Annotated in this window: 19 protein-coding genes; 14 read left to right on the top strand and 5 right to left on the bottom strand. The window is 59.6% G+C overall.

Going from position 1 to position 26,958, the window contains the following annotated elements; genetic code table 11:
- Positions 1–159: 159 nt before the first annotated feature.
- From ACYBHZ_RS00095 to ACYBHZ_RS00085, 3 genes are all read right to left on the bottom strand, one after another.
- Positions 160–1,524 (bottom strand): AAA family ATPase, encoded by a 1,365-nt coding sequence (locus tag ACYBHZ_RS00095; protein ID WP_460272153.1) that lies wholly within the window; start codon positions 1,522–1,524, stop codon positions 160–162.
- Entirely contained in the window at positions 1,500–2,180 is a 681-nt protein-coding gene (locus ACYBHZ_RS00090) for a hypothetical protein (RefSeq protein ID WP_460272152.1), read from the bottom strand. Before ACYBHZ_RS00090 ends, ACYBHZ_RS00095 begins: the two co-directional genes overlap by 25 nt.
- A gap of 157 nt (positions 2,181–2,337) precedes the next feature.
- Positions 2,338–2,625, bottom strand: coding sequence for a hypothetical protein (locus ACYBHZ_RS00085; RefSeq protein WP_460272151.1), 288 nt, complete (start codon positions 2,623–2,625; stop codon positions 2,338–2,340).
- Between the two features lie 66 nt (positions 2,626–2,691).
- On the opposite strand from ACYBHZ_RS00085, the gene ACYBHZ_RS00080 reads away from it, so the two are divergent.
- Positions 2,692–2,832: a ribbon-helix-helix protein, CopG family gene (locus ACYBHZ_RS00080; RefSeq protein ID WP_460272150.1), complete on the top strand. Its 141-nt coding sequence runs from the start codon at positions 2,692–2,694 to the stop codon at positions 2,830–2,832.
- A 353-nt stretch (positions 2,833–3,185) separates the two neighbouring features.
- Here ACYBHZ_RS00080 and ACYBHZ_RS00075 read toward each other — a convergent pair whose 3' ends face one another.
- Both ACYBHZ_RS00075 and ACYBHZ_RS00070 read right to left on the bottom strand, forming a co-directional pair.
- Positions 3,186–6,623, bottom strand: a complete 3,438-nt coding sequence (locus tag ACYBHZ_RS00075; RefSeq protein WP_460272149.1) for an ATP-binding protein — start codon at positions 6,621–6,623, stop codon at positions 3,186–3,188.
- Positions 6,623–7,858, bottom strand: a complete 1,236-nt coding sequence (locus ACYBHZ_RS00070; protein WP_460272148.1) for a metallophosphoesterase family protein — start codon at positions 7,856–7,858, stop codon at positions 6,623–6,625. The genes ACYBHZ_RS00075 and ACYBHZ_RS00070 overlap by 1 nt, the downstream gene beginning before the upstream one ends.
- Before the next feature lie 280 nt (positions 7,859–8,138).
- Between ACYBHZ_RS00070 and ACYBHZ_RS00065 the strand changes: the two genes are divergently transcribed.
- The 13 genes from ACYBHZ_RS00065 (at position 8,139) to ACYBHZ_RS00005 (ending at position 26,177) form a co-directional block, all read left to right on the top strand.
- Positions 8,139–9,446, top strand: coding sequence for a DUF4011 domain-containing protein (locus ACYBHZ_RS00065; RefSeq protein ID WP_460272147.1), 1,308 nt, complete (start codon positions 8,139–8,141; stop codon positions 9,444–9,446).
- Positions 9,371–13,852 carry a DUF3320 domain-containing protein gene (locus ACYBHZ_RS00060; RefSeq protein WP_460272146.1) on the top strand — a complete coding sequence of 1,494 codons (4,482 nt, stop codon included), beginning with the start codon at positions 9,371–9,373 and terminating at the stop codon, positions 13,850–13,852. The genes ACYBHZ_RS00065 and ACYBHZ_RS00060 overlap by 76 nt, the downstream gene beginning before the upstream one ends.
- A gap of 383 nt (positions 13,853–14,235) precedes the next feature.
- Positions 14,236–14,724, top strand: coding sequence for an RNA polymerase sigma factor (locus ACYBHZ_RS00055; protein ID WP_460272145.1), 489 nt, complete (start codon positions 14,236–14,238; stop codon positions 14,722–14,724).
- Between the two features lie 95 nt (positions 14,725–14,819).
- On the top strand, positions 14,820–15,848 hold the full coding sequence (locus ACYBHZ_RS00050; RefSeq protein WP_460272144.1) for a FecR family protein: 1,029 nt from the start codon (positions 14,820–14,822) through the stop codon (positions 15,846–15,848).
- A gap of 110 nt (positions 15,849–15,958) precedes the next feature.
- Positions 15,959–18,433 carry a TonB-dependent siderophore receptor gene (locus ACYBHZ_RS00045; RefSeq protein ID WP_460272143.1) on the top strand — a complete coding sequence of 825 codons (2,475 nt, stop codon included), beginning with the start codon at positions 15,959–15,961 and terminating at the stop codon, positions 18,431–18,433.
- Positions 18,434–18,500: 67 nt separating this feature from the next.
- Positions 18,501–19,496, top strand: coding sequence for an iron-siderophore ABC transporter substrate-binding protein (locus tag ACYBHZ_RS00040; protein ID WP_460272142.1), 996 nt, complete (start codon positions 18,501–18,503; stop codon positions 19,494–19,496).
- Positions 19,489–20,199 carry a siderophore-interacting protein gene (locus ACYBHZ_RS00035; protein ID WP_460272141.1) on the top strand — a complete coding sequence of 237 codons (711 nt, stop codon included), beginning with the start codon at positions 19,489–19,491 and terminating at the stop codon, positions 20,197–20,199. Before ACYBHZ_RS00040 ends, ACYBHZ_RS00035 begins: the two co-directional genes overlap by 8 nt.
- Positions 20,196–21,239, top strand: coding sequence for a FecCD family ABC transporter permease (locus tag ACYBHZ_RS00030; RefSeq protein WP_460272140.1), 1,044 nt, complete (start codon positions 20,196–20,198; stop codon positions 21,237–21,239). The genes ACYBHZ_RS00035 and ACYBHZ_RS00030 overlap by 4 nt, the downstream gene beginning before the upstream one ends.
- Positions 21,236–22,258, top strand: a complete 1,023-nt coding sequence (locus tag ACYBHZ_RS00025; protein WP_460272139.1) for a FecCD family ABC transporter permease — start codon at positions 21,236–21,238, stop codon at positions 22,256–22,258. Before ACYBHZ_RS00030 ends, ACYBHZ_RS00025 begins: the two co-directional genes overlap by 4 nt.
- Positions 22,255–23,076, top strand: coding sequence for an ABC transporter ATP-binding protein (locus ACYBHZ_RS00020; RefSeq protein WP_460272138.1), 822 nt, complete (start codon positions 22,255–22,257; stop codon positions 23,074–23,076). The genes ACYBHZ_RS00025 and ACYBHZ_RS00020 overlap by 4 nt, the downstream gene beginning before the upstream one ends.
- Positions 23,077–23,081: 5 nt before the next feature.
- Complete coding sequence (locus tag ACYBHZ_RS00015; RefSeq protein WP_460273165.1) at positions 23,082–24,815, top strand: ABC transporter ATP-binding protein; 1,734 nt, start codon at positions 23,082–23,084, stop codon at positions 24,813–24,815.
- A gap of 428 nt (positions 24,816–25,243) precedes the next feature.
- On the top strand, positions 25,244–25,576 hold the full coding sequence (locus ACYBHZ_RS00010; RefSeq protein ID WP_460272137.1) for a hypothetical protein: 333 nt from the start codon (positions 25,244–25,246) through the stop codon (positions 25,574–25,576).
- A 430-nt stretch (positions 25,577–26,006) separates the two neighbouring features.
- Complete coding sequence (locus ACYBHZ_RS00005) at positions 26,007–26,177, top strand: hypothetical protein (protein WP_460272136.1); 171 nt, start codon at positions 26,007–26,009, stop codon at positions 26,175–26,177.
- Positions 26,178–26,958 lie beyond the last annotated feature (781 nt).

The raw sequence follows: 26,958 nt of genomic DNA, 5'->3' as shown, positions 1-26,958 counted from the left end.
GTAAAATTCCTCCTATAAGGGGGGCGTCCTCCGGTTCGCTGCAAGCCAAGCGTGTCGGAAGCCTTGATCAATGCTTTGGCAAAAATTTTCCTGAAGTGAGTTTTCCGGAAACCGGCAAGGTTTTCGTGGGATGGCAGGTCACGGTTCTCGTCGTGGTTCTCATGCTGTGCCTTTACGCGGGGCCGGGGCTTGTTGTGACGGTCGACAGGAAACTGTCTTTGCAAACCAGTGGGCAAGATCAGAGGCATCCATCTCGCGCCGCTCCGTCAGTTCGTTTGCAATCTTGAGAAGCACTTCTTTATTGGGGGTGAGAAGTGCGTGTGCTCTCCGCTCTGCCTTTTCCAGCTTGGTACGCAGCCGCTGCTTCTCTTCGCTGGTCAGCCTGTGCATATCCGCCGGGCCGATCCATCCGTCACCGTTTTGCCCAAGGCCGAGTTCCCGGTCCATCTGAAGCACCAGCGCACTTGCCTGTGCGAGATCGCTGCGGGTGTCTCCGCCAGCGCCGCCGGAGATCGAGCCGAGTGCGAGCCGTTCGGCGGCACGCCCGCTCATCAGGATCAGGAGTTCGGTCTCGATTTCCTTGACCGTCAGATGCTGTAGTGCTGGCCGACGCTCAGTAAGCCCATCCCGGCTGGATACGGTGACCTTGACGACGGCTCCGGGCGAAAGGAGTTCAGCGGCGAGGGCGTGCCCGGCTTCATGGACTGCGATGCGATGAAGCAGAGCCGGGTCGGGTCTTTCGATCCCGAGATGCCTGCGAAGCAGAACCGGCGAGATGGCGACCTGCTGTCGGCGTGCATCTGCCTTTGTTGCCCGCATTGCAGCATCCAGTTCGGCTGGCGTTTTGCCGACAGCCTCGCGGGCCAGTTGCGCGATCTCACCTTCCGGCAGGGCGCCCGACAGGACCTTGCTCAGAATACGGATGATATCCTGCAGGGAAGGAAGCGGCATCCTGACGGTCTGGTCGAAGCGTCCCGGCCGCGTGATCGCCGGATCCAGCCGATTTAGCTGATTGCAGGCACCGACCAAGATCACGCCGGGTGTGAGCGCCAGCCTGTCGATTTGCTGAAGAAAGCCATTCACGACCTGCGCGCGGTAATTCATGTTGTGGTGATCTCCATCGAAGCGAGAGCCGGCAGCGTCGATCTCGTCGATAAAGAGAATGCAGGGGGCTTGGGCAATGGCCTCGTCAAAGCACTTGATCATCGCCGCGAGCATTTGTCCCAAGTGGCCTGCCGATTGCCAGACTGCAAAGCTGCCCTCGACCAAGGCAATACCGGATGCTGCGGCCATTTGTCGGGCAAGAAAGGTCTTTCCGGTCCCCAGGGTACCATGAAACAGAAGCGAATGCGACATCTCTGTCCAGACGATTTCGCCCTCTTGCCACGCGGCAAGATCCTCCACGATGCTCCGGGCCGCCCAGTGGGCAGGTGTCGCGCCCGCGATCACCTCTGGGCGCGGGATTTCGGCTTGCATCTGCCGGGAGGGCGATGTGCCGGTCAGCAGGGCGATCCGCTCTGCCACACCCAGCTCTGACCACATCCTGCGCAGTCGCATTGTTGCCATGCCATGTTGACGCGCGCGATGCGCTGTTCATGCCCGCAGCTGTGCCGGTACAGGCGATAATTCTCGTTGCCGTCCGGATCGCGCCCGATCCGGGTCCAGCCTGCGCGGCGGGCTTCATCCTCTTCTCGGGCGATGAGGCAGGTTTCACAGCGTGCGCTGACCTCGCCGCGTGCGATGCGTTCAACGAGACCAAATTGCCGCGTGACCTCATGGCCGCATTCCATCCTGTAGATGCCGGAGTGGCGATCCTCCGGGTGAAAGCCAAGGAAGATCAATCCGGCGGCCTGCGCCGTGGCCTTGATCTTTCGGAGATGGCATGCACCACAGATCGGTTGCGCGGTCCTGAGCGTATAGATTTTATGCGCGGTCAATCCGCCGCAGCTCTCGCATTTCAGGATCAGATGATAGCGATCCCGGCTCCTGCCGAGAATGCGAAAACCTTTCCCGGAGGCGATGTCATCCCAGTCTTCCGGAAACTCACCGGGCCAAAGGGGCCATGTTTCGGCGCTGAAATGCCAGGAACGTCGAGGCAAGAACAGCGGCTGACTATCTTCGGAAAAAGGAATACAGGATTGCACCGGCATCGGTGCTTGCGACAAAGTGGGGTGTTCCATTGGACATCTCCCTGAAAAGCGCAACCATGTGCGGATAGGCAAATCGGGTATCCCCCGTCCCACACGGCACATCATTTGCGAAAAAGGAAAAGGCGCGCCGGGTCAGGCGAACCGGACAAGCGCGAAGTCTGGATGTCAGGCCGCAGCGACTTCCAGTTCAGGACTTTCTGTCGGCGGTTCCGGCTGGTCCAGCGATCTCCAGATCGGCCAGCATATCAAGCTTGCACAGTTCATCGAACTGCGCGCGGCCACGCGCCAGCATCGCCTCAATCCGGCGTGAGACGAGGTCATGGCCTGTTTGCGAAAACAGATCCGGATGGCTGGCCAGCACCTGCTGTGCGGAGCACAATTCTGCGAAAGTTTCGCAACCCAGAGTGAACCAAATCATCTGCGCCAACTTTTGCAGAGGTGTATCGCTGGGGCGCGTCGCGGGCAGATCGATCACCTTTTTGCACGCGATCGTCGCAGCTTCCCAGTCACGTTCTGCGCTGTGCAGCCAGTCAACATTCGCATGGACCGTGACATGCTGCGTGCGATTGATGAGTATCGACGGGCCCAAGAGGATCTGCCGTCTCGCCCGGAAGTGGTCCGCCGTGTGATGGCCGAATGGCTCGCGGCACGCAATTCTACAGAGGAAGCCGAGCCGCAATAGTTCAGTTTAACTTTCACACGATTAGTTGGCGAAAACCTCGGATGCTGGGACTGAACTCTTAGACCTCTGCTTTTCCCCAGTTTGAAGTGTCTGTTCTCATAGTCAACGGACGAGAGTATTCCGTTGTTAGATTTTTTGAGTTTAGGGGGGGGGGGGAACTCTATGTATTCCAATACATCCCGCCGCGCGTCTTCGTGCGCCGGATGTTGCTGACGCCTGACTTTTTTGCGATTGGGCAACTGGAAGAAGCTTTCGCCGACGGCGTTGTCATGGCAACCGCCCCGTAGATTCATTGAGTGCTCAACATTGTGCTCGCGTAGCAAGGTCAATTCTCAGCTGGTGAATTGAGCACTTTAAAGCTCATGAATGGTTGGCGGCGTGGCGCAAACGGATTTGGCGATTTCCACCACATGACGATGATGGGTCAAGTAAATAGCCTGTCCGCGCGCACCGATGGTTTCCATGACACGGCAGGCGGCACTGGTGCGCGCCTCATCGAAGGTCTCGAAAATGTCGTCGCAGAAAAACGGCAGTGTCGTGCCCTGGGCGACAAGCTGTTCATGGGCCGCAGCGCGCAGCGCGAGGTAAAGTTGGAACCGCGTGCCCTTCGACATCTCAGCCGCACGCTTGCTGACACCATTTCCGTCGACGGCGAGCAACACCTCGGTCTCCTTGTCGATTTGGGTGCTCAGGGACGGATAGGCCCCTTGTGTGAGGCTGGCAAAGCATTGCTCCGTTGCTGTCAGCATATCGCTGCGGTGGCTGTCGCGATAGCGCCGGATGGCGTCTGATGCGAGGTGATGACCCAGAGACAGTTCGAGCTGCTTAAGTGCCGCGTCCTCAAGCTCCAGTTCCAGCGTTGCTTTCTGTTCGGCGAGCAGGGCAATCGCATCATCTCCCTTCACGTCGGCAAGGGCATGTTCGGCCGTGACCCGGTTCTGGATGGCCCGTGTCAATGCGTCCTCGGCATGGGCAAGGTCGGAGCCGTTGTTGTCCAGGGCGGCCTCCAGCTCGGGGGCCGAGACCTCTGCAAGCCGGGCCTGCGCGGCTTCAATGTCGGGCGTATTGAGCTCGGACAGAAGCTGACGTGTGAGTTTCTCCAGCGTGGCACGGGTTTCGATCACCTTTTGGGCGCGGGTCGCGATATCCCGCAGCGCGTCGATGTCTCGCGCGGGGACGGGGTCGGGGAAGAACGCCGCGATCGCCTCGACCTCCTGATCGATGAAGTCCAGCCTGTTCTGATGGTGGTCTTTCTCCGTTTTGGCGGTCGCTATGGCGTCATCGAGTTTTTGGGCCGTCTTTCGGGCCATGCGGTCCTGTTCGGCAAGGGATTTGAGCGCGGCAAATGTGTCCGCTGCTGTCGTGAGAGGGGGCAGGTCGTGGGCGAGCGCCAAGGCGTCGACCTCTTGGCAGAACAAGGTTTGGTCTGCACGCATGGTCGAGACCCGGCGTGCGGCTGCGGCACGTGTGGTTTCGTTTTCTCGCAAGGCGCGCAGCGGTTCCAGAGATGCCGCCAGCCGTTCGGGCGGTAACGCATCTCCAATCAGGTCGTGGATCAGCGTGGCCCAGGCCGTCTCTGCCGCTTCTCTGATCTGCCGCGCCTCCGTGAGTGTGTCTTCGCGCCGGGTCAGGTCGCGCTGCGCCTGTCGCAAGGCATCCTCGGCCTTTGTCCTTGCGTCAACGTGTTTGCGCTGATCCTCGGCCAGACGCCGTGCCGTGTTCAGGGCACTGCCCAGATCCGCAGGAGCAAAGGGCAGGGCGGCTGATAGCTCGGCCATCAGGGCTGCAGCGCGTTGGAGGGTCGGACGATTGGCCTCTTCCGTGTCTCGCAGCGCCTGTGCATCGTCGCGGGCTGTGTCGTGACACAGCACCCAGTCCAGCCATTCGGCAGGTGTGATGCGGTTCGGCAACCCGACCCCGGACGCGGCCGCATGGACCGAGGTTTCGATGTCAGAGCATTCTTCCCGAAGCGCGATCCGGCGCTTGTCCGCTTGGGTGGCACGGGCGCGGGCCTCGGCGAGGGCCTGTCCGATCTCGCGCAACTGCGCCAGTTCGCGGGACTGTGCCAGTCGGGTGTCGGCAGCAATGTCATGCCGTTGCATCGCCGCATGGAAATCCGTGGCGGTGGTGAGGGTCAGCGCGGCAAGATGCGTTGACCACCGCGCGTCGCGCAGCCTGCGCCGTTCCTCTGCTTCGGTGTCTGAGACAAGCTGGGCGTCCTGTGCCAATGCGCTGGCCTGAGCTGCGCGCGCCTCCGCATCCGCAAGGTATTCGTCACGCTTGTCCGTCGCGATGCGCAGGTCTTGAAGCAGCTCTTGGTGGCGTTCCGACCAGTCTGTCGCCTGTTGGCGAGAGGTTGGGCTGGCTGGCAACTGTTCAAAGGTGACCTCTGCAAAAGTGAGAGCTGCCAGAGAACGCCGGAGCTTGATCTTTGCGGTTTCGATGGCTTGCAGCGCGGCGGCATGGGCTGGCGCCAGACTGTCCGCATCGAAACGCAAAAGGATGTCTCCAACCGGTTGGCCATTCTCGGTCGCGGGGGTGTTCTCCTGTAGCGCCTCGGTCGCGCGGGTCAGGCGCTCTTGCAGATCGTGGACTTCGCGCGCTTCGGCATGTTCGCGTGAAATGGCCTCGCGCAAGGTCTCTCTCGCACTCTCCAGTGTCGCGATATCGGTGCCAGACAGCACAAGCCGCTGCAGATCGGCGTCGGGAGATACGATCCCAAGATCTCGTGCTGCCTGTTGCATCGCGTTCTCGGCGGCCTGCTGTTCGTCCTGACGTCTGCCGAGATCGAGCTGTGCGGTGCGATCTCGGGCAGAGAGGTCTTCCAGCGCGTCGAGCGCTGTTGAAAGTTCAAGACGTTTCGCCTCCAGCGCGAGCTCTGCGCGTTCCGCCGTGAGGGTTGAGATCTCGCCGGTCAGGCGCGCGATGTTCTGTGTAGCGACACCACGGTCGCTGCGCAGCTCAATCAGGCGCTCGGGGTTGAAATCAAGATGATCGGGATAGGTCGCGAAGGGGGCGACCGCCTGTTGCAGGTCAAGGATCTCGGCGAGTAAAGGCAGGGCGCGCCGCTGCGCCTCGGTTTGTGCTTTGGCGGCATTCAGCCCATCCCGCGCTGCGCGGGCATTGCGTTCGGCCTCCTGCGCCTTGCCCAATTCCCGTTTGAGGGCCTTCCATGTGCTGGCGGTCACATCCCGCTCTTTGATCTCCTTTTCAACCTCGGCGAGGGCGCGTTTCAGTTCGGCCACGCGGGTGGTGCGGCCGCGTTTTTTCCAGAGTGCGTCGGCCCGCGCACGGACGCCATCCAGAACGGCGCTGAGGTCGGCCACCCCCGCTGCGGCAGAAAAGAGCAGGCGTCCGATATCGCCTTCGGCATTCGCGATTTCTTCGCCGCCGCGCTCGATCGTTTCATCATCAAGACAAAGCAGACGGCGGTAATCCTCTTCGGAGAGCCCGGCGAGATGGGCCGAGAGGGCGGTCTCTGGCAGGGCTGTGCTGGTTGCGTCAATCAATGATCCGCTGCGCGTCGGCAGGCGTGTGAAATCGCGCAGAGTGCCGTCGATATCGAGCGTGGCCGAGACTTGCAGGTTATTGCGCGCATGCTTGAAGGCATAGCCCTCGCGCAGAGGGAAGCCGTAGAACAGTCGCAAGACGGCTTCCATCGTGGTGGTTTTCCCGGCTTCGTTGGGGCCGTAGATGATATGGAAATCATGGCCCCCTGCGGCAGATCCGAAGTCGAATTGCCGGTCGGTGAAATGGCCGAAACGGTCCAGAGAGAGGCGCTTGATCCGCATCAGTTTCCGCCTCCCTTCATCTGGGCGAGGACAAGATCCGCACCTGCCCGGGTCAGCCGGTCGATCAGAGCATCCCGGCTTGCCTCATCGGGCATCAGCTTGTTGCGCAGAGACGCGGGCAGATCCTGCAGCAGGGTCTCGACCTCATCGCGGGCGAGGGCGGAAAACCCCGGTTCTGTCCGGATCATCGCCATTGTCTTTGCCAACTCATCTGCGGCGCTGTTTGTACCTTCGTTCGCCTCGGGGGGCGAGAGGTCGAACAGGAGCTTGTCGATCCAGATATCTCCGACGGTTTGAGCCAGTTCATCCGCCTGCTCGATCCAGACATCTCGATCCCGCAGGATTTGCCAATGACGCGTCGGGTGGCCGGTCAGGGTCAGTCGGACCACGCCGACGGGCGCAGAAATGTCTTTGCGCATCGTGCTCAGTTGGGTCTTCAGCAGGCTGCGCAGGTCTTCGTCGCTGTCTGTCTCCGTCACGTCCAGCTTGCTCTCGGCAAATTCAACCACCGAGGTGGGCACTTCGGTCACATCGATCCGGCCTTGGTCGATGGTCAGCAGTGTTGCGGATTTGGGACCTGCCTCGCCGATGTCGCGCCCCTGTGGAATGCCGGGCATGACCACCCATGGTGCGTCTGAATGAATCTGCCGTTTATGAATATGTCCGAGCGCCCAATACTCAAATCCTATGCCTGACAAATCCGCCAGACTGCAGGGCGCATAGACGTCATGGCCCGCGGCCCCTGCAAGTGAACTGTGCAGCATGGCGATGTTCACCGCACCGGGGACCGGCGCTTTGAAGCGTGGCAGAAGGCTGTCGGGGGCGTGGCGGTCTGTAAAGCTGACACCGTGGATCCAGACATCATCAACCAGTTTCTCCTTGCCCCCGCGAGCGTCGAAGACATGCACATGGGAGGGCAGATCCAGTGTCCCTGTGATCGGGTTTTCTGCGTCATGGTTGCCTTTGATGTAGAACACCCTGATCCCCGCGTCTCCGAGGCGATCGAGTTCGGCCATCAGGAAGGCACCTGTACTGGCGCTGCGCTCTTTTCCGTCAAAGAGATCGCCGGAAATGAGAAGGGCCGTGACGCTTTCGGTTATCGCGATATCAATGAGCTGGCTGAAAGAGGCGCGGGTTGCGGTTGTCACGACCTTGCGCAGCTCAGAGTTCCGGATGGCAAGGGAACGGAGTGGCGAGTCCAGATGAATATCGGCGGTATGCAAAATTTTAATCAAATTTAGACCCTTTCCCCATAGCTGACTGAACCAAGTTTTTTTGCTTGGAACAACAAGGAAATATGAACTCTGAAATATGAGGCGTTGCCGGAATTCTTGAAACGTTTTCGGAGTGAGGTTCGAGCGATGTCGGAGGGCCTTCTTTTCGTGTAGTTTTCATGCGCTCCCCCCAGCTGAATTGACAGACTTTCGCACTTATGCCTCTCTGGGAGAGAATTTTGAGATAGGCTATCTAAGAATGTCATTTGATAAGATTGAGGAAGAGGCGCAACGCGGTCTGATGCTGGAACTTTCTCTCGCGGAGAAAGTGAATTTCGCGTCTGCGCAAAACGGTGTTTCGATTGTAAGAAACGTACGGTTGCTGAATTTTTCTGATGATCTTTTCGAGAACATCACTGTCGAGCTGACCTGCCATCCCGGTTTGATCCGGGCCAAAAGCTGGGCTGTGGATCGATTGGCCCCGGGGCAGGCACAAGACCTGCACGACCTTGAGACGCCGCTGGATGCCGTGATCCTTGGCGGGCTCAACGAAGCCGAGTGGGGGGACATGCAGTTCGTCGTTCGGCAGGGGGACCGAGAACTGCTGCATGAGCGTCGTCCGATCGAGATGCTCGCCCGTGACGAATGGGGCGGTGTCGGTGATATGGCGCATTTGCTTGCGGCCTTTGTGTCGCCCAACGACACCGTCGTCGCGAGCCTCCTGAAGGAGGCAAGCCGGTTGCTGGAAGCCGCGGGGCAAAGTGGTAGTATGGATGGCTACCAGTCCCGAGATCCTGCACGGTCATGGATGCTTGCCGGGGCGATCTGGTCGGCAGTCATGGGGATGGGGCTGACTTACGCTGTGCCGCCGGCGAGTTTCGAGCTGCGCGGTCAGAAAATCCGCGACCCAGGCAGGATCAAATCAGAGGGGCTGGCAACCTGTCTGGACAGTGCGTTGCTTATGGCGGCTTGTTTGGAGGCAGCGGGTCTTAATCCTGTGGTGCTGTTCTCCGAGGGACATGCGTGGACCGGTGTGTGGCTAACCGAAAGGGATTTCGGGACCATCAGTGAACCGGATGTGATGACGGTCCGTAAGGCGATTGACGCGCGTGAATTCGTGGTCATGGAGACCACCTTGCTGACGAAAAAGCCCAGCGTCGGGTTCGAACAGGCGGTTGATACGGCGCGCGATCTGACCTCGGAGCGCAATGAGCACAGCTTTGTCATGGCGGTCGATATTCGGCGGGCGCGTGCTGCTCGGATCCGCCCTCTGGCCAGTCATCGCGCAGAGGCCCCCGTGATCGCGGAAGAAAAGGGTGTTGCAAGCCCCGCAGCTTTGCCGCAACCGCTGGATTTTGGCCTCCTGCCTGGGGATTTCCTGGAAGAGGATGTGCCGTCGACGCCTGCGGACCGGATTTCCCGCTGGCAGCGCAAGCTGCTGGATCTGTCGCTGCGCAACAGGCTGCTGAACTTTAAGGACAGCAAGCAGACGCTGCCTTTCCTGTGCCCAATGTCTCGGCATTGGAAGACCAGTTGGCTGATGGCAAGAAGTTCCGCGCGCTTGCACTCAAGGACGAGGATCCGGTCGGCACGCGTGATCTTCTGGTGAAGGATGAGCCAAGGATTCTTGAAGAGGTCGCGAAGGATGCGTTTGCGAAGGGGCAGATCGCCGTACCGCTGACCCGGAAGGAAAGCGAGCGTCGTTTGCTTGAACTGCACCGCCGCGCCAAGAGCGACATGCAGGAGGGGGGCACGAATACGCTGTTTCTGGCTGCTGGTTTTCTGCGCTGGAAGAAGTCCGAAGGGGACACACGCAGCTATCGCGCGCCGTTGCTGCTGGTCCCGGTGAAAATTTCCCGCAAGTCTGCCCAGTCGGAATTTGTGATCGAGCATCACGAGGATGAGGTGCGGTTCAACACAACGCTCCTCGAATTCCTAAAGCGGGATTTCGATCTGAAAGTGCCTGAACTGGAGGGCGATCTGCCGCGAGACGAGAGCGGTTTCGACCTGCCACGCATTTTTGAAATTATGCGCCGCAAGGTCCGCGATGTCGCCGGATTTGAGGTGGTGGAGGAACTGGCGCTCTCGACCTTCTCTTTTGCTAAGTTCCTGATGTGGAAGGATTTGGTTGAGCGAACGGACAGCCTGCGTGAGAGCGCGCTGGTGAAACACCTTGTCGACAGCCCGGCCGACCCTTTTCTGGCCGATAGTGCGGCAGGGCTTCCGGTGGCTGCCGATGTTGACAGAAGACTCGCGCCGCGCGACCTGTTTACGCCACTGCCTGCAGATTCCTCTCAGCTTGCCGCGGTGTTGGCGGCGCAGGAAGGGCATGACTTCGTTCTGATCGGACCGCCGGGCACAGGCAAAAGCCAGACCATCGCCAATATCATCTCGCAATGCCTCGCCATGCAAAAGACGGTTCTGTTCGTGGCCGAAAAGTCGGCGGCGCTGGACGTGGTGCAGCGGCGGCTCGCGTCGCACGGGCTGGGCGACGCGGTGTTGGAGCTACACTCCAACAAGGCGGATCGCAAATCGGTGCTGAGCCAACTGGGGCGAAGCTGGGCGCGCGCTTCCAGCGCCTCGGAGGACGAATGGATCAAGGTGACGGATGACCTGACGGTCACCCGCGAACAGTTGAACACCTATGTGACGGCGTTGCACAAGAAGGGGACGCAAGGCTTCAGTGTCTTCCAGGCGATCGGCAAGGCTGCCGGTCAGGAACAATCGTTCAGTCTGAGCTTTGCGAACAAGGATGCGCATGATGCGGAAAGCTACATGCATCTGCTGAAACTGGCAGAAGCCCTTGGCCGGTGCCGGGAGATTGTCGCGGGCCGCATGCCCTTGCCACTTGTCCAGACGGAGGAGTGGTCGTTTGGCTGGCAGGCGGATCTTCTTGATCGAAGCGCGAAGCTTGGCACAGCAACCCGAGAGCTGACAGAAGCCGCCGAGGCGCTCGCGCGCCATGCCGGTTTGGCATGGTCCGGGGCGGGAGACGCCGCTGAGCTGGCGCGTCTGCTGCAACTGTCATCTATCCCAGAAGCAGGGGATGACGTCAGTTGGTCGCTGACGCGGGATGCCGTGGAGATGCGGGCGCAGGCTGAAACGCTGACGAACAAGCTTGCCAGCTACAATGTCGCCGCCGGGCGGGTCTCTGCGCAGTATCCAATGGAGCGTCTGGACGCTATTCCGTTGGATCAGCTCGATGCCAGCTGGCGGCTTGCTCAGACGAAGATGTGGCCGTTTTCGATCTTTGCCAAGTCCTCCGTGCGGAAACTTCTGCAAACCTACGCAGAAAGCGGGAAGGCCGATCCCCAATCCGATATCGCCGCGCTGGCGGACGCCAAGCGCGCCCGAGCAGAAATTGAGGCAACTCCGCTCACCGGGTGTCCGGTGGCCAAGGGTGTCGAGACCGATGCGGGGCAGCTGGCGGCTTGGATTGATCTTGCCTGCGCACTGAAGGCGGCGCTTGCCGAGATTGCGCCTTTTGCCTCTGACCGGGCCCGCTGGGAGGCGGCCAGCCATAATCTTGCCAAGCGCAGTGCCGGGGAGCTGCGAAACGCGATCACTCTGTTTCGGCACAACCATGACAGTTGGCAAGAGCATGTGGCGGCCTTTGCCCGGGTCGCAGAAGCATCGCCTGACGGGATGACTTTGTCTGATCTCTGTGCTTCTCTGAAAAGCATTCAGGACAACAAGGAGCACCTGCAGGATTGGACCCGGTGGGTCAATATCCGGTCTCAGGCCGCTGGTGCAGGGCTTGAAGTCCTTGTCCTGGCGGTGGAAGACGGACTGGTAGAAGGCGATGTCGAGGGTGCCTTTGTCTCGGCCTATGCAGCATGGTGGCTGCCGCAGGCCATGGATGCGCAACCTGAATTGCGGGGCTTTTCGCATTGGTCGCACGAGGATGCGATCAAGCGCTTTCGGGAATTGGATGACCGAGCAACGCACATGGCCGCGGGGCAGGTCCTGTCACGCATCCAGCACGGCTTGCCAGCCCAGGATGCCGTCGCGCGCAGGTCGGAACTTGGCAAGCTGCGGCATCAGCTCAACCTGCAGCGGCCCAGCATGCCGATCCGGGAGCTGATCGCGGAAATGCCCGATACCTTCACCAAGCTGGCTCCCTGTGTGCTGATGTCGCCGCTCTCGGTGGCGCAATATCTACCTGCGGGACAGGCCGCTTTCGATGTGGTGATCTTCGATGAGGCTTCTCAGATCACCACCTGGGACGCGATCGGAGCCATTGCGCGCGGCAAGCAGGCGATCATCGTGGGCGATCCCAGACAGTTGCCGCCGACGAATTTCTTCGGGCGCAGCGACGCCGGGGAAGAGGACCTGCCTGACGCAGAGCGCGATCTGGCGTCCATTCTGGATGAGGTCGCGGCGGCTGGCATCCCGACGCAGCAACTCGACTGGCACTACCGGAGACGGGATGAGGCACTCATTGCCTTCTCAAACTGGCACTATTACGGCGGGCGACTGGTGACCTTCCCGTCCCCGGCGACGGCCTCGGAGGCGGTGAAACTGCATCAGGTTGATGGCGTTTACGGGCGAGGGCAGGGCCGGACCAACGAGGCCGAGGCTCGTGCCATCGTGCGTATGACGGTGCGCCGCCTGAACGAATGGCTGAGCTGGCCGGAGGATGAGCGGTTGACGCTTGGGGTTATTACCTTCAATGCCGAACAGCAGGGCCTGATCCTTGATCTGCTGGACGAGGAGCGGCGCAAAAAACCTGATCTGGAATGGTTCTTCGAGGATGCACGGGAAGAGCCGGTCATCGTTAAGAACCTGGAGAATATCCAGGGCGACGAGCGGGATGTGATGCTGTTCTCCATAACCTTCGGCCCCGATCATGCAGGCAAGCTGTCGATGGCCTTCGGAGCGCTGAACGGTGATGGGGGCGAGAAGCGCCTGAACGTGGCGGTGACACGCGCGCGCGCCGAGTTGCACGTCTTTGCCTCGATCCATGCCGACCAGATTGACCTGACCCGAACCAAGGCCATTGGGGTGAAACATCTTAAGGGCTTCCTCGATTTTGCAGCACGTGGGCCTGTGGCGCTCCCGGCGCAAGATGACGGCTCGCTCGGGCCGGTCGAAAACGTCTTCGAGGCCGCGATCAAAGCGGCCATCGAGGCGAAGGGTTGGGAGTTGCGTCCGCAGATCGGTGTCTCGGGCTTCAGGATTGACTTGGGGGTTGTGCATCCGGATCATGCGGGCGTCTATCTTGCCGGGATTGAGTGCGACGGCGCGACCTATCACGGCTCCGCCACGGCAAGGGACCGGGACAAGGTGCGCCAAGCGGTTCTCGAGAACCTCGGCTGGACGATTTTCCGGGTTTGGTCGACCGACTGGTTCCGCAACCCTGCGCTGGTGGTCGAGCGCATCCACGCAGAGCTGACGGAGCATCTTGACGCGGATCGCGCCAAGCGGGCCAAAGAGGAGGCCGCGCGCGAAGCTAAGCGAGTAGAAGCGGGTGAGGAGATTGAGGCCACAGAGGGGACTGAGATCCGTGAGCCCGAGACATCCGGGGCGGAGGTGAGCGTCGAAGAAAGCGTCGTATCACCCGATCCCGAAAGGTTCTACGATGCGGATTACATTCCCGTCCTTGAGCGACTGATCGCTGATGTCGTTGAGCGTGAGGGCCCCATGCCGGTCGCTTTGCTGGGCAAACGTGTCTCCGGAATGCATGGCTGGCAGCGGACGGGTCGGCGCATCACGGAGCAGGTTTCCAGAGCTCTCGGTCTGGTTGATCTGCATAGCGAAGATGAGGTGGATTTCCTTTGGGTTCCCGGGACGAAGGCTGATCGTGTGGTGTTCCGGCAAGGCATGGAGCGCTCGATCCGGGATATCTCTCGCACGGAATTCGCAGAACTCTACGATCAGCATGCGGTTGAGTTGGACAGGAGTGAGGATCCGGTTCTTGATCTGGCGCGGTATGCGGGGATTGCAAGACTGTCTGCAGATGCCCGATCCTATCTATCTGATTGCATGGCGTGGCGGACCGCTACGGAAGTATAAAAATGGGCCGATCGGTAGATTGGGCATCGGAAGGCTAGGCTTAACCCTAGTCAGGTGATCTGTTCGGGAACGCGTCGGATACCTTTATTCCTGTGGTGTTGCATTTTCTGATCATTTTGATAGGGAATTGTCGTTCGCAGCGCAGCGGACCTTTGATAGGCTTACGACGTCATGAACCTTGGGACTGCAAGGGTATTGCGGGGATGACCACGCCATGAGTTTGCTGAATCATGCGGTCTGTTCATCGCAAGACGTAGGGCGATCTAGTCTCGACCTCCAGCCACTGCATTCCATAAAGCAAAAGAGCAGGTTGCCTATGCTGCCTGACATGCGCAAGTGCCGGATTGTAAGTACGTATGAGCGGGGAACTGACAGAGGTTTTCATGAATATGCGCCAGTCGCTCATCTGGAGTGTGCTGCGTATCGTTCGTGATCGGCAGGTCGCGGAAGATCTGACCCAAGAGACTTATATCCGGGTGAAAAAGGTCGCGGACCAGGGGCGCGTGGATCATGCCGAGGCGCTGATACAGCGAACAGCACGCAATCTCGCGCTCGATCACCTGCGCCGGACTGGAACACGGTCAAAGGTCGAGACGCAAGGTATCGCTCCGGGCATGATCGAGCAGGTGGCGCAGGATGTGCCGTCGATCGAGGATGCGATCATCGAACGGCAGCGTTTTGGACATATGGCGCAGGCGCTTGCCAGTTTGCCAAGGCGTGTTCAGGCGGTGATGATCCTGAGCCGGGTCGATGGCTGGTCCAACCGCCGTATCGCCGAGTACCTCGGGGTGTCGGAACGCACGGTGTTCACCGATCTCAAAATGGCGCTTGGGCATTGTCGGGATGCAGTCGCACGATTTGAGAAAGAGTGATCTCCCGGATCGGGCATTCCTCATGTGGGAGAGTAAAGAGAATTGCCGGTTTCGGGCCGGTGAAACGTCATAGTATGAGAGGCCCGAAGCATTGAATGGGTGAGAACGTGTCAAAAAGTCAAGATGAGGCCAAAAGAACCGAGGTCGCATATACGCATGAAGATCCCGTTGTCGACGCCGCGCTCGACTGGTTCCTTCTTTTGCGTGAGGCGGAAGGCGATGCTGAGGTGCTGGCACGGTTTCGCGGCTGGCTGACCGAGAAACCCCAACATGAGGACGAGTTTCGAGCCGTCGAAGAAATGTGGGGGAGTGCGGGCTTTTTGAAAGCGGTTCGTTCCCTTCCTGAGGATATTACTGAAAAGTTCATTGGAGAGGGGGCGAGGCAGAATATTCGGGTTGGGCGCCGCAAATGGGCGTTGGGTATGGCCGCCGCTGCCTCGATATGCGTGCTGGCTGTCGGTCTTTGGCAAGGTCCCCGGCTCATGCTCGACTGGCAGGCAGACTATTTGACCGTTGCAGGGGAGCAATCGACCATCCGATTGCCAGACGGATCGACCCTGGTTCTGAACACCGATTCAGCTGTGACGATTGATTTTGAGGATGGACACCGAAACATCGCGCTTTTGCGTGGTGAGGCTTGGTTCGATGTTGAGCATGATCCCGACCATCCCTTCAAAGTGACTGGTCAGTTTGGGCAAGCCGTCGTGAAGGGGACGGCCTTCTCTGTGCGTCGAGAGGGGCAACGCGACGAAGTTGTTCTCGAACGCGGTCGGGTCGATGTGCGCTGTCTTTGTCTGGGCGGTGATCGGGTTGAGTTGGAGCCTGGAGAGAGTGTTGACGTGACGAAGAGCGGACCGCAAGGGATTGAACTCATCGACACGGAACAACGTCTGGCCTGGCGTCAGGGCAGGCTGGTTTTCGAGGATCAACCCCTCGGTCATGTCATCGACGAGCTGGCGCGTTATTACGGCGGAAAGATCATTCTGTCCCGTGGGGCATCGGCCAGGCTCCTCGTAAGCGGCAACTACAGGCTGAATGATATTGAGGCCGCCGTGCGGACACTCGCAGATGTCAGCGGGGTCGGCATGGTGCGTCTGCCGGGTGGCATCATAATCCTGAGATAAATGTTCAACTATTTTTTCCGACTCCGAGCCGTTCATACGTCGGTATAGGTGAGGGCAAAGAAAAGTGCGACACGCCAACTGCCCTCGGGACCATGAGAGGACAGTGAAATATGGCTAGAACACCGGTTGCGTCAAAAGACCGCCCCCTGAGAACATGTCAGATGAGAAGGATTGTTGCTCTTCTGCTGGCGTCAACGACTCTTGGCGGCGCCATGAGCTTTGTCGCGCCGGCGGCACAGGCACAACAGGTTGCGACAGAGGCCGTGACGTTCAACATTCCGGCCCAGCCGCTGGCCGCGGCGATCAACACGTTCATTCGTCAGACCGGCTGGCAGATCAGCTATTCCTCTGCGGCGGTCCGGGGGCAGACATCGACGGCTGTCACCGGGGCGATGTCCCCCGACGCAGCTTTGTGGTTGATGGTCGCGGGCACGGGGCTTCAGGTGCAGGTCAGTGCGCCTGGGTCAGCAGCAATTTCTGCGGTTCAGGGGGGCGATGCGGGATTTGCCGATGATGGCTCATTTTTGCTTGGAACAGTTGTCATTCAATCGCTCGGTTCGAACACAGAAGGCACTGGTTCATATACAACCGGTGCAATGTCGACGGGAGTGAAACTCCCGCTGTCAGTGAAAGAAACTCCGCAGACAGTGACAGTGGTAACCCATCAAAAGATCAAGGACAAATCTTACGAAACGCTTGACCAAGCCGTTTCGGATACGCCGGGCCTCATCGCCAATCAGAACTTCGGGGACACGCGCTACCAATACTGGTCTCGTGGTCTGGTCGTCGACAACATTCAATATGACGGTGTTGCGAACCCCGTTCAGTACTACGCAAGGGATAGCGATGGTGCTGACGATATGGACATGTATGATCGTGTGGAAATTTTGCGCGGCGCATCGGGCTTAGTTACGGGGGCGGGGAATCCATCCGGTGCAATCAACTTGATGCGCAAGCGCCCGCTGAGCGAAGATAGCACAACGATCACGACACGCGCGTCGTCTTGGGGAAATCTTCGCACAACGCTGGACCGATCCATGTCCTTGAATGAGGCTGGTACGGTTCGCGGGCGCTTTATCGGTGCTTTTGGTGCTGGCACTACCTACCGGGATGAGGCATCGAACAAGGACGGTTTGTTTTATGGAATAATCGAGGCTGACGTCAGCGACAACACTACGGTTAGTCTGGGCTACAGTTACCAAAAGCAAAATATTGACGGGTATGACTGGTCTGGCCTGCCGGTGAGGACCGATGGTTCATTTTACGACTTCGACGCGTCAACCTTGATAGCGCATGACTGGCAGTTCCTGGATAAAGAGCAACACACGGTCTTTGCAGATGTCGACCATCACTTCGACAACGGTTGGACGTTTGCGCTCGCGGGAAGAGCCGCATGGTCGGAGTCTGATATGGCCGGTTCCTATGGGTGGTATACAGGAGATGATTTGTATCTTCATGATCGCCTGTTCCATTATGATAATGATGTCTACTCTCTCGATGCCAATCTGAGCGGCCCCATCGAGCTTTGGGGGAGGGAGCACGATCTTGTATTCGGCGTCAACGCAAACAGGACGGAGCTCAATCTTTCTAACGCACTCGGTAATTCTTCGCTTGTTTCCGACCCCGAGAGCTGGGACCCTTCATCGGTCGGGCGATACTCTGATTTTACGCCTTACAGTGATCTCTACCATAGCACCAAGCAGATCGGCGTATATGCTGCAGGTCGGTTTTCGGTGACCGATTCCCTGAAAGTCATCACTGGCGCGAGACTTTCGTGGTATGATTATACCAATACGACGACTGTTCTCTCCACTGGTGCGGTCACGGGAGGCGATATCGATGAAAACTCGGTTTTCACTCCCTATGCCGGTGTTGTTTATGATTTCAACGACACCCTGTCAGCCTACGCAAGCTATACGAGCATTTTCCAGCCGCAGTACAACTTCGGTCGAGATGGAAGTCTGCTAGATCCTATCGTGGGCACAAACATTGAGGCCGGGCTGAAAGGCGAATTCTTTGATCATCGCCTGAATGGCACTCTCGCTGTCTTCCAGGTGGATCGAGATAATGTTGCGTCACGGCTGTCCGACGTAACATATTGCAACCCAGCGGTTTCGGCGTGCTTCGAAGAGGTCGATGGCGTTCGGACACGAGGTGTGGAACTGGAGTTGAGCGGGTTCATCACCGATCGTTGGCGCTTGACCGGCGGGTACACCAATGCCGTGTCCGAATACACCGAAGGTCCTTCTGCCGGGGATAAGTTCGCCACCTATCAATATCCTGAGCAGGTTTTCAAACTCTTCACGACATACACTTTGCCGGGGGATAAGCTCACTATCGGCGGAGGCCTGAAAGCGCAGAGTAAGCTCTACTACAGCAGCGGGTCATTTAATGTTGAACAGCCTGGATATTCCGTGGTTGATCTAATGGCGCGTTATGATTTCAACGAGATGACGTCACTTCAAATCAATGTGAATAATGCCTTTGATAAGGATTATTATTCTGCTTTGAACACAAGTGCTGGCTACGGCTTCTTCAAGGGTGCCCCCCGCGAAGTAAAACTCACGCTGTCTCATAGATTCTAATTCAGGTTTTTGGCTTTTGCCGTGCTCCACTTTTGGGGGGCACGGCCTTTGCCATGGTGAGGTTTTCATGTCCACTTCTCTTCGCTTAGTGAGCTGTGCGACAGCTCTACTGTTGTCAGTGACGTTTTCCCCAGTGTCTATCGAGAAAGCCACTGCTCAACCTGAAGCATTTTCGCGCCATATTTCTCATGCGTTGGGTGAAGCCACTGTTGCGATCGAACCGACGCGGATTCTTACTTTGGGTTGGAGTGGCGAAGATGCTTTGTTTGCCTTGGGAGTTCGGCCCATCGCGATGCCTAAATACCCAGGGACCGAAACCGGCGTTTTCCCTTGGAACGCGCCATATCTAGGGGAGCCTGTGCCGGAACTGATGCCTTCCGGCCTCGACTTCGAAGAGATCGCCGCTCTTGACCCCGACCTGATCCTGGCGATCCGCTCGGGGGTGAATGACAAGGATTATGCCCGTCTCTCCGCCATTGCGCCAACCGTGGTATATCGCTCGGGGCCCTGGATAGCCGGCTGGCGCGAGTTGACCCGCATGACAGGAGAGGCGCTTGGACGGGCGGACGAGGCAGAGGCTCAAATTGTCGCGGTGGAATCGCAACTTGCCGAGATGCGGGCGGCTTATCCCGATTTGGAGGGCAAGAGCTTCATCTTCGGAACATACTTTCCGGGGCAGAGCAGCATGGTGATTTACCTGCCCTCCGATCCGCGGGTGCAGATTTTCGAGGCGTTGGGCCTCACCGTGCCGGATTGGGTGCGCAAACTGGGCGAGGCGTCCCCCGGTAAGGCCTCCGTCAGTATCAGCCTGGAGCAGGCGGATCGCTTTGGCGCCGATTTGCTGGTCATGTGGTATCGCGAAGGCGCGCTTGCGGCGGCTGAGGCGCAGCCGATGTTTTCCCTGATCCCGGCGGTGCGTGCGGGTGGCCATATCGCGATGACTTCGCCCGCAGAGGTGTGGGGGACCTCGACCCTCAGTGTGCTGGCCATTCCCTATGTGTTTCCCGGTGTTCTGGATCGGCTCTCCGCCGCCGTGGTGCGGATGGAGGAAGGGCATGAGTGATCTTTTTCAGGCCGAGGTTCTGGAATGCTACCGTCTCAGTCCCTCGCTTATGCGGGTGGTGCTCGGGCGGGCGGATCTGGCCGATTTCCAAAGCTCCGGTCACCCGGACGAGTGGGTCCGGCTCAGTTTTCCCGAAGCGCCGAAAGTGCCGCGCCGCAAGAGACCGGATGAGTTGGTCGCCCCGACGCGGCCCTATACGGTGCGCCACTGGGATGCCGAGCGCGCGCGGATGACGGTGGATTTCGTGCGCCATGCCGAAGGGGTTGCGACCACATGGGCGGCCTCCGCCCGGCCAGGGGACCGTATCCTGCTGTCGCGCCCGGCGGGCAAATTCGCCCCGGTAGAGGGCACGGAGTGGATCGCGTTGATCGCGGATGCGACCGGGCTGCCCGCTGTCGGGCGCATTCTTGAAGAACTGCCCGACCACATGCGAGTGATCGCCCATCTTGATGTCCCCGAGCAGGAAGACCGTTTGCTGCCCCGTGCCCGCTCGGGGCTGAGTGTGACCTGGCATCAAGGCGCGACATTGCCGCAGATGGCGGGTGCTAATGACTGGCCCGATATGGGCACAGGCTATGTCTGGATCGCCGGGGAGGCCGGACAGGTCCGTGCCGCCCGTGATCATTTCTTCGATCGGCATGGTCTGCCCTCAGAACGCATGACCGCCATCGGCTACTGGATCGAAGGCCAGAGCCGGGGATGAACGTGCAGGGAACTCTAGGTGCGGTATCCGCACCGCCGTCGCAGCATCGGCGCGGGCTGATCTCAGCCGGGATCGGCGGGATTGCGCTCGTGGGACTTTGTCTGGCCAGCCTGATGCTGGGCGCGCGCAGCATATCCGTCCATACGGCGCTGGAGGCGCTGTTTCATTTCGATCCGAGCCGCGCCGAGCATGTGATCCTGTGGAATTATCGCCTGCCACGGACGCTGCTGGCGCTGAGCGCCGGGGCGGGGTTTGGCGTTGCAGGGGCCTTGATCCAGGCGGCGACGCGGAACCCGCTGGCGGATCCGGGAATTCTGGGCGTGAATGCAGGCGCCGCATTTTTCGTGACCCTCGGCATCGGGCTGTTCGGCTGGCAGCTTCCTCTGGCATGGCTCGGCTGTGCGATGGCCGGAGCGGTGAGCGTCACCGCGCTGGTCTATGCCATCGGCGCGACGGGCGCGCGCGGTCCGACGCCCCTGCGCATGGTGCTGAGCGGTGTCGCCGTGTCTGCCTTTCTGGGCGGTACCGGGTCCGGCGTGGCGCTGTTCGATCCGGTGGCTTTCGACGGGCTGAGACATTGGGCCATCGGCTCGCCCGCCGGGCGCGGCCTTGGCATTTTTGTTGCAACGACACCTGCGATCCTCGCCGGTCTGGTGCTGGCCCTTGTTGCGGCCCCGGCGCTCAATGCGCTCGCTCTGGGGGATGATCTGGCTCAGGCTTTGGGGGCGAAACTGTGGCGCACCAGAGGGCTGGTCCTCCTTTCGGTGACATTGCTTGCGGGCGGCGCCACGGCGGCGGTGGGGCCGATCGGCTTCATCGGCCTGATGGTGCCTCACGCCGTACGCTGGGCCATCGGGCCGGATCAGCGCTGGATCGTGCCGCTGACCCTGCTTTACGGAGCGGTGTTGCTGATCGCTGCCGATCTGAGCGGACGGCTGCTGCTGGGTCAGGGAGAGCTGGAAGCAGGCATCGTCACCGCGTTTCTCGGGGCGCCGGTGCTGATTGCTCTGGCTCGGAGACGGGAGGCACGGGGGCTATGAAAGACTATCTCATCTTGCGTCGTGGCCCCCTGTCCCTGCGGTTGCACCGCCGGGCTTTGACGGTTGCTGTCGTCATGACAGCAGGGCTTTTCGGAATGGGGGCATTGGCGCTGGCGCTGGGAAGCTTCTCGATCAACCTGGGCGAGGTTTGGGCCGCCCTGCGCGGACAGGCGCCGGAGCGGATCGGAATGATCGTGCTGGAGTGGCGCTTGCCTCGGTTTCTTCTGGCGGTGCTGCTTGGGGCGGCGCTGGGGATGAGCGGTGCGATCTTTCAATCGCTCACCCGCAATCCGCTGGGATCGCCAGACATCATCGGGTTTGCCGCCGGTTCCTATACCGGGGCGCTGATCGTCCTGCTGCAGTTCTCGGGCGGGTATTACGCGACTGCGGCTGGCGCGCTGGCGGGGGGCGCGATCACGGCGCTGGTGGTCTGGCTTCTGGCCTGGCGGCGCGGTGTGCAGGGGTTTCGGCTGATCGTCGTGGGGATTGGCGTGTCGGCGATGCTCGGCGCGTTCAATGCCTGGATGATCCGGGCGGCAGATCTGAATGCGGCAATGTCGGCGGCGTTCTGGGGGGCTGGCTCGCTCAACGGGTTGGGGTGGGAGCATCTCTGGCCAGTGGTGCTGGCACTGGCGGTGATTGCTCCCCTTGCCCTGAGCCTCGGGCGCCCAATGCATCAGATGGAGATGGGCGAAGATATCGCTCGCGCCTCGGGCATTGCGACCCTGCGGATGCGTGCGGGGCTGATGGCGCTTGGTGTCGCGCTGACCGCGATCGCGACGGCGGCGGCGGGGCCGATCGGCTTCATCGCACTGGCCGCGCCGCAACTGGCCCGGCGGGTGACCCATAGCCCCGGCGTGGCGCTGTTTCCGGCGGCTCTGATGGGGGCGGCCCTTTTGAGCGTCGCCGACGGTCTGGCGCAACACGCCTTTCCTGTACAACTGCCGGTCGGGCTGGTTACGACATCTGTCGGGGGGCTCTATTTTGCCTGGCTTCTGATCAGGGAGGATCGCGGATGACGCGACCAACTTTCCCACTTCGCGCCGAAGGGCTGACGCTGCGCTATGACACGCGTGACGTGTCGCAGGATCTGTCCGTGGCGATCCCGGAGGGCGGTTTCACTGTCATCGTCGGGCCGAATGCCTGTGGCAAATCCACACTGCTCAGGGCGCTGTCCCGGCTGCTCTCGCCGACGGCGGGCCGGGTGCTGCTCGACGGCAAGGAGATTTCAGACCGTCCGGCCAAGGAGGTGGCCCGGCGGCTGGGGTTGCTGCCGCAAAGCTCGACCGCGCCCGAAGGGATCACGGTGGCCGATCTGGTGGCGCGGGGGCGCTATCCGCATCAGGGATTGTTCCGACAATGGTCCGAGGAGGACGCGCGGGCTGTGGAGCAGGCGATGGCGGTGACGCGTGTGGCCGGTCTGGCGGCGCGGCAAGTGGATGAACTGTCCGGCGGGCAGCGCCAGCGGGTCTGGATCGCCATGGTTCTGGCACAGGACACCCCGATCCTTTTGCTCGACGAGCCGACCACATTCCTTGATATCGCGCATCAGATCGAACTTCTGGACATCCTCGCTGGCCTCAAGACGGATGGCCGCACCGTGGTCGCGGTGCTGCATGATCTGAACCATGCCTGCCGCTATGCGACCCATCTTGTCGCCATGCGGGACGGTCGCCTCATGGCCGAGGGCAGCCCCGCCGAGATTGTGACCGAGGGGCTGGTCCGGGCGGTTTTCGACCTGTCCTCTGCAATCATCACGGATCCGATAAGTGGCGCACCCCTTGTGGTTCCAGGACACCGGCTGCGCCCGGAACATATTGAAAGAGCCTCTTCATGAAAGATTTGTTGCGCCGTTTCGCGGCCTACTATCGCCCGCACAGGAAACTTTTCGCGCTGGATTTCTCCAGCGCGGTATTGGCCGGGCTTTTGGAGCTGGCCTTCCCGATGGCGGTGACGCTGTTTATCGACCGGCTGCTACCGACCCATCAGATCGGGGTGATTGCGCTGGCTGTGTTCGGTCTGTTTGCAATCTACCTGTTGAACGCGGGGCTACAGGTGATCGTCACCTATTGGGGGCACATGCTGGGGCTGAAGATCGAGACGGAAATGCGCCGCCGCGCTTTCGATCATCTGCAAAAACTATCCTTCGGCTATTTCGACAACCAGAAGACCGGTCATCTGGTGGCACGGCTGACCAAGGATCTCGAAGAAATCGGCGAGGTCGCCCACCATGGACCCGAAGATGTGTTCATCGCGGTGATGACGCTGATTGGGGCGTTCCTTCTGATGCTGTCGGTGCATGTGCCGCTGGCGTTGATCACCGCCTTGATCGTGCCGCTCTCGGCCATTGTCACCACACGCTACGGCACGCGCATGACCCGGACCTGGCGGGCGCTTTACGGGCGCGTGGCAGAGTTCAACGCCAGGATCGAGGAGAATGTCGGCGGGATCAGGGTGGTCAAGGCCTTCGCCAACGAGGATCACGAACGCGCGCTTTTCGCTGAGAACAACCGCAATTACCTGACAACCAAACTCGAAGCCTACAAGTTGATGGCAGCTTCCATGTCGCTTTCTTATCTGTCGATGCGTTTCGTGCAGGTTGTCGTGATGCTGGTGGGGGCATGGTTTGTGGTGGAAGGGGATTTGAGTGCGGGGGGCTTCGTCGGATTTCTCTTGCTGGTCAATGTGTTCTTCCAGCCGATTGTGCGCATCAATTCCGTCATCGAAACCTATCCCAAAGGGATCGCCGGGTTCGAACGTTATTCTCGGTTTCTCGATACCGCACCCGATATCGCGGACTGCCCCGATGCCGTGCAGATCGGGCGGCTGACTGGAAATATACGGTATCGAGATGTGCGTTTTGGCTATGGTGCCGGGCGCCTGGTGATCTCGGGTCTGAGTTTGGAAGTCCGGGCAGGTGAAACTGTTGCGCTGGTCGGGGCCTCCGGTGCGGGGAAATCGACCATATGTGCTCTGTTGCCTCGGTTTTACGAGGTGACCGGCGGGGCGATTACCATTGATGGGGTCGACATTCGCGACATGACCCAGGCCAGCCTGCGCGCCAATATCGGCATCGTGCCGCAGGATGTTTTCCTGTTCGCTGGTACGATCCGCGAGAACATTGCCTATGGTCGTCTTGAGGCGACGGAAGCGGAGATTGTCGATGCGGCCCGCCGCGCGCGGCTGGACGATGTGATCGCGGCACTTCCCGAAGGGTTGGATACGATGATCGGTGAGCGCGGGGTGAAGCTTTCGGGGGGACAGAAGCAACGCCTCGCCATCGCGCGTGTGTTCCTGATGAACCCGCCGATCCTGATCCTTGATGAAGCGACCTCCGCGCTCGACACTGCGACAGAGCGGGCCATCCAGAAAGCGCTTGATGAGCTGTCGCATGGGCGCACGACTCTGGTCATCGCACACCGGCTGGCGACGATTGCCAATGCGGACCGAATTCTGGTCATCGAGAACGGCATGATCGTCGAGGACGGATCTCATGCTGCGTTGATGGCATGCCCCACAGGAGCCTACCGGCGCCTGCAAGATACTCAGAGTCAATCGGATGACGCTGGGTCATAGGGACCGGTGTGTGACTGATTTCAATTGCACGGGCGAGTGCCATGACCGTTTCCTGTGCGTCTGATAATTTCTCCCGAGTGCTTAAGCCCGTCGGTAAAAGAGGCGCCGTGACCGCCGACGTATGCTTGGATCACAGGGATTTCGGACTGAGGCACATATGCTTTGAGAGTGGGGATATAGTGGGTTTTCATGATGGTGACCCATGCGGGGCAACGATTTGGCGATCCGAAATGGGCTCAATCCTCGGGAAAGAACCTAAGAGCTACCGCAAAATCCGCGTTTTGGGCGAAAAGCAGGCTCGTTTCGTCGGAGGCAATAAAAGCCCGATAGTATGATCGGATGAGTTTTCCACAACTTCGTTTTTCATGTCATCGAATTCGGGGAGGGATTTCGATCATGCTGCACTACATTCAGATACGTCACTTAACATGAGCGGCGATAAAAACTTAGGTGCAGATTTGAAATTCATCGGGCGTCAGAAATGGGATGCGAACCTCTCGGCTGAAGACAGCCTGATCGCATTGGATTTGATGGAGCGTCTTGGCTTTGAGAAGCGGACGGACTTCATCCGTCATGCCTTGACCAACCGTGTCCTCGCAGATCAGGAGAGAGCTTTCACATCGGTTTGGAAGGCAACGGCGGCCCTGACGCAAATCCGGGCTTCAGTGGAGTCGGGACGAGAGCTCGATGCCAAGACCGTTGCGCGAATAGAGGCCCAGCTTCGACAGATCCATGCGGATCTGCATAAGGCGATCACCTGATGCCCAGACCCTATCTGACAGAACATCGCGATCCCGGACGGCTCAGTAGGTATGTGATGCGGGAACCGGGTGAACTGATCGAGGGCAATGTTCTCACCCGGTCCAAGGAAGATGTGCTTGGAGCAATGTCCGGAGGGACAGAGGGGGATCCGCCGCGATATCTGTATGTGACGATCTCCATGCCGCCGGGCCTGCGACTTGAGAGAGTTCAATGGGGGCATGTGTTTCGGACGGCATTCCGTCATCTCGGCCTCGCGGTTCAGCGCCTGCCGTATTTCATCTGGCGTCATCAGGACACCGACACTGATCATGCGGATGCCATGCTGGCGCTGCGGGACTTTTGCTGGGGTTCCGGAAAACTGCGGATTTCCGAAGGGACCGGACGACCAAGACGGGCGAAGACGTGGAGCATCTCTTGGAGCTTCACAATATGCTCGAGACGGGCGAGGGCGGCAAGGCGGTTCTGGTCGAGAGATTGTTCGAAGAGATCGTGGTGATCCGGATGAAGCAGTCAGCGATGGACGTCAAGCTGGACGAAATTCTGGCTCATCAGAAGGCTGTGGTGAAGGCTCTGAACCTTCCCGTTGTCTCGGGGACCTGATTGGCCGCGCGGCAGATCGTGCGCGCATCATGGGATCAGAATGGCATCCCTGGATATTCGGGCCCAGTGATGTTGGGCTCATTGGTCCGGGCGGAGAGCGATATGCTTTGGACTTTCAGCATGAACCAGATGTCGGCGATCCCGAGATGCCAAGTATGTGATAGCGCGAAGCGCGCCGTTTCCTAAAGCGTCCGGCCTTTAACCTGAGACATCAGATAAAGGCTGGGCGCGTGCAACGTTCATATGTTGCACGGCGTTCGGCCAAAAGCTGTGCTTCAGGTTTTTGGTCGAACGCTTTAGTGAGTTCCTGCACAAAGTCAGGTCGGCCACTTTGGCTACGATTTGCAGATTGCGGGTCTTCAATGAGAAGGAAACCAGAGGTGTCAAAGTGGAAGGGGCACGCGTGTTAAGTCAAGGCGATGCTTGTTCAGAGCAAGACGGCGAAAAAGCTTAAGACCTCAGCTTAGCTGCTGCAAATGTCTGAAGGAGGCAGCCGCAATTAATGGATAAATGCTGCACACGATCTTAAGGCGTGTTGAAATTTAATCATGTCGGCGTTGAGAGAAAGTTGAAGAATGCACGGTATCTCACGTCGAATTTTTCAAACCTTGAAAAGATCAGCCAATGGTATGCAATGCCTTCCCACCAAACTGCGGTTCAAATTGCAGGGATAGGTGGCGAGAGGAGTAGCTGATGGACATCAAATTTGGGGGCATTAGCCTCGGTCGATGCCGCCGCATTATGCTCGCCCCTGAACCTCTGGCATTGCCTCCCTATACGG

Source organism: Celeribacter sp. ULVN23_4 (assembly GCF_054788345.1).
The sequence above is the reverse complement of the archived record's forward strand: the minus strand, read 5'-3'. Positions and strand labels throughout refer to the sequence as shown.